The sequence below is a fragment of the Amaricoccus sp. genome (genome assembly GCF_036846665.1).
Taxonomy (GTDB): domain Bacteria; phylum Pseudomonadota; class Alphaproteobacteria; order Rhodobacterales; family Rhodobacteraceae; genus Amaricoccus.
Map to the genome: position 1 here is coordinate 1 of NZ_DAIUBO010000302.1, position 4,008 is coordinate 4,008.

3 protein-coding genes are annotated in these 4,008 nt (G+C 73.7%); all 3 read right to left on the bottom strand.

Annotated elements, in window-relative coordinates:
- Positions 1-231: 231 nt before the first annotated feature.
- Positions 232-2,265, bottom strand: a complete 2,034-nt coding sequence (locus V7050_RS19140) for an NADPH-dependent 2,4-dienoyl-CoA reductase (RefSeq protein WP_324370305.1) — start codon at positions 2,263-2,265, stop codon at positions 232-234.
- Complete coding sequence (locus V7050_RS19145) at positions 2,262-2,903, bottom strand: hypothetical protein (protein WP_324375833.1); 642 nt, start codon at positions 2,901-2,903, stop codon at positions 2,262-2,264. Before V7050_RS19145 ends, V7050_RS19140 begins: the two co-directional genes overlap by 4 nt.
- On the bottom strand, positions 2,884-4,008 hold a 1,125-nt coding region (locus V7050_RS19150), incomplete at its 5' end, for a dihydroxy-acid dehydratase domain-containing protein (protein WP_324411052.1). The genes V7050_RS19150 and V7050_RS19145, both read right to left, overlap by 20 nt.

Below are 4,008 nucleotides of genomic sequence, written 5' to 3' on the forward strand. Positions count from 1 at the left end.
CGGCGCGGCCCGATCGCCACGGGTCGATCGGGCTGGGGACACCCGGGCCGCGGGAGGAACAGGAGGTGACCGCGCGGGGGCGCTGGTACGGTATGGCCTCCGGGTGATTGCTTCGGATCGGCGCCGATCTCCCCCGTGGCGCCACCGCGTGGCCCAGAGGATATGGGAGGGGCGGAAGTCCGGCGTCCCGGCGCGAAGCGTGGAAGGAGCCGGCGCATTCGGCCGCAGGCGTCAGAGGCGCGCCGCCAGCCGGCTGCCCTGGTCGATGGCCCGTTTCGCATCGAGCTCGGCCGCCCGCTCGGCGCCGCCGATGGCCTCGGCGGGGATGCCGCGCCCGGTGAGCGCGTCGAGGAGCGATCGCTCCGGCTCCTGGCCCGCGCAGATCACGATCGTGTCGGCGGCGATCAGGCGCGGGTCGGCGCGTTCGGGACCGTCGCTGACGATTATGCCCTCCGGTACGATCTCCTCGTAGCTCACGCCGCCGCGCATCGCGACACCCTTGCCCTGGAGGCTCAGGCGGTGGATCCAGCCGGTGGTCCTGCCGAGGCCCCGGCCGGGGCGGCCGGGCTTGCGTTGCAGGAGCGTGATCTCGCGCGGCGAGGGTTCGGGCCTCGGGCCTTCCGCGGCGAGGCCGCCGCGGGTCAGGGCCGGATCCCCCACGCCCCATTCGCGCCTCCAGAGCGCGGGATCGGTCGTCGGCGAGGGTCCGTCCTGGGCGAGGAAGGTCGCCACGTCGAAGCCGATGCCGCCCGCCCCGACGATGACCACGCGCTCCCCGACCGGCGCCCGGCCGCGCAGCACGTCCACATAGCCCAGCACATGCGGCAGCTGCCGTCCGGGGATCGCGGGATCGCGCGGGCGGACGCCGGTGGCGACGATCACCGCCCCGAAGGGTGCGAGCAGCTCCGGCGAGGCTTCGGTGCCGAGGCGAAGCTCGATGCCGGCCGCCGCGACCGCGCGGCGGTAATGGGCGAGCAGCCCCTCGAACTCCTCCTTGCCGGGAATGAGGCGCGCCATGTCGAGCTGGCCGCCGATGGCGGGTGCGCGCTCGAAGAGCGTCACCCGATGGCCGCGCCGGGCCGCCACCAGGGCGGCGGCGATGCCGGCCGGGCCGGCGCCGACCACCGCGATCCGGCGCGGGCGCGGGGCCGGCGCATAGACGAGCTCGGTCTCGTGCCCGGCGCGCGGGTTGACCAGGCAGGAGGCGACCTTGCGCTCGAAGGTATGGTCGAGGCAGGCCTGGTTGCAGGCGATGCAGGGCACGATGGCGCCGGCCCGGCCGGTCCGCGCCTTGGCGAGGAATTCCGCATCCGCGAGGAAGGGGCGGGCCATGGAGACCATGTCGGCCGCGCCTTCCGCCAGCACCGCCTCGGCGACCTCGGGCGCATTGATGCGGTTCGAGGCGACCAGCGGCACGCCGACCTCGCCCATGAGCCGCCGGGTCAGCCAGGTGAAGGCCGCGCGCGGCACCGAGGTGGCGATGGTGGGGACCCGCGCCTCGTGCCAGCCGATGCCGGTATTGATGATCGTGGTACCCGCCGCCTCGACCGCCCGCGCCAGCCGGACGACCTCGTCCCAGGTCTGGCCCTCGGGCACGAGGTCGATCATCGAGAGGCGGTAGATCAGGATGAAGTCGGCGCCGACCGCCGCGCGTGTCCGGCGGACGACCTCCACCGGCAGGCGCATGCGCTGCGCGAAATCCCCGCCCCAGCCATCGCTGCGCCGGTTGGTGTGGGGGGCGAGGAACTCGTTGAGCAGATAGCCTTCCGATCCCATGATCTCGACGCCGTCGTAGCCCGCCTCGCGGGCGCGCGCCGCGGCGGTGGCGATGTCGGCGATCTGCTTCTCGATGCCGGCGGCGTCCAGTTCGCGGGGCACGTGCCGGGAGATCGGCGATCTGAGCGCCGATGGCGCGACCGCCGCCTCGGAATAGGCGTAGCGGCCGGCGTGGAGGATCTGCATGGCGATCCGCCCGCCCTCGGCATGCACGCGCCCGGTGACGCGGGCGTGGTTCGCCACGTCCTCGCGGGTGAAGAGGCCCGCGGCGCCCGGCAGCACGGCGCCCTCGGCATTGGGCGCCATGCCGCCGGTGACCATGAGCCCGACGCCGCCGCGGGCGCGTTCGGCGTAGAAGGCCGCCACCCGCGCCCAGTCGCCGGTCTCCTCGAGCCCGGTGTGCATGGAGCCCATGATCACCCGGTCGGGCAGCGTGACGAAGCCGAGGTCGAGCGGCGCGAAGAGCCGGGGGAAGCCGGTCCCGGTCAAGCCGGGTTGGCGCGCTGGAGCGCGGCCACGAAGGCGGCGAGCAGGTCGAGGCCCGCCTGCGGATCGAGACCGGCGTCCTCGAAGCCGAGCACCGAGAGCACGGCCATGCGGTCCTTCACCTCGAGGAAGGCGCGCCAGAAGCGCCGGTCGACGCCGGCGATCGGCTGGGGGCCGCGGTCCTCGACGAGCACGAAGAGTACCTCGCCGCGCTGCTGGGTGGCGAGGATGCGCACGCCGTTGGCACTGCCGCTCCTCCCGAGCATCGCCCGGCCCTCGCCGGTCTGGGCGAAGGCCGCGAGATCGGCGAGCGACTGCACCGGGTCGTCGCCCTCGCCCCCGAGGCCGCCCGAGGAGATGCTCGCGGTGAGCGCGGCACCGGATATGACGCCCGAGCGGTCGCCGCCCGCGAGCAGGGCGCAGTCGCTCATCAGCGCGAAGGCGCCGAAGTCGCTGACGTTGAGGGTCTCGCGGTCGATGCAGAAGCCCGGCGGGCCGGCGATCACGATGGGCTCGCCGGCGACGCTTACCGTGGCGCGGCTCGGCCCGCCGGCGCCCGGCAGCCCCTCGCAGGCCGCGAGCGCGAGGCCGGCGATCAGGAGCGCGGCGGCGCGCGGCCGGTCAGAGATCCGCATAGACATGGCGTTCCGCCCGGGCGCCGGGATGGGTGACGGCGCCGAGGCGGGTCGGGCCGACCTGCTGGGCGTATTTCCAGAGCGCCCCGGAGGCGTAGATCGTCTCGCGCGGGCCGGTCCAGGCCTTGCGGCGCTCGGCCAGCTCGGCCTCGTCGAGCGCGACGCTGATCTCGCCCTTGATCGCGTCGAGGGTGATGACGTCGCCGGTGCGGATCAGGGCGATCGGGCCGCCATGGGCCGCCTCCGGGCCGACATGGCCGACGCAGAAGCCGCGGGTGGCGCCGGAGAAGCGGCCGTCGGTGATGAGCGCGACCTTCTTGCCCATGCCCTGGCCCGAGAGCGCCGCGGTGGTGGCGAGCATCTCGCGCATGCCGGGGCCGCCCATCGGGCCCTCGTTGCGGATCACGATCACGTCGCCCTCGGCATAGGCGCGCTTCTGGACCGCGGCGAAGGCGTCCTCCTCGCATTCGAAGACCAGCGCCGGGCCGGTGAAGACCTGCTCGGCCTCGGACATGCCGGCGACCTTCACGATGGCGCCGTCGGGCGCGAGGTTGCCCATCAGGCCGACGACGCCGCCGGTCTTCGAGATCGGCTTGTCGACCGGATAGATCACCCGGCCGTCCGCCTCGCCGCGGATATCGTCGAGCTCCTCGCCGATGGTCCGGCCGCTCGCGGTCATGCACTCGCCGTGCAGCAGGCCCGCGCGCATCAGCTCCTTGAGCACGACGGGCACGCCGCCGGCCTCGTAGAGGTCCTTGGCGACGTATTTCCCGCCCGGCTTGAGGTCGACGAAATAGGGCGTGTCGTGGAAGATGTCGCAGACGTCCTGCAGCGTGAACTCGATGCCCGCCTCATGGGCGATGGCCGGCAGATGCAGCCCGCCGTTGGTCGAGCCGCCGGTGCAGGCGACGACGCGGGCCGCGTTCTCGAGGCTCTTGCGGGTCACCACGTCGCGCGACCGGATGTTCTTCTCGAGAAGCCGCATCACCGCCGCGCCGCTGGCCGTGCCATAGGCGTCGCGGCTCTCGTAGGGTGCCGGCGCGCCCGAGGAATTGAGCAGCGCCAGCCCGATCGCCTCGGAGACGCAGGCCATGGTATTGGCGGTGAACTG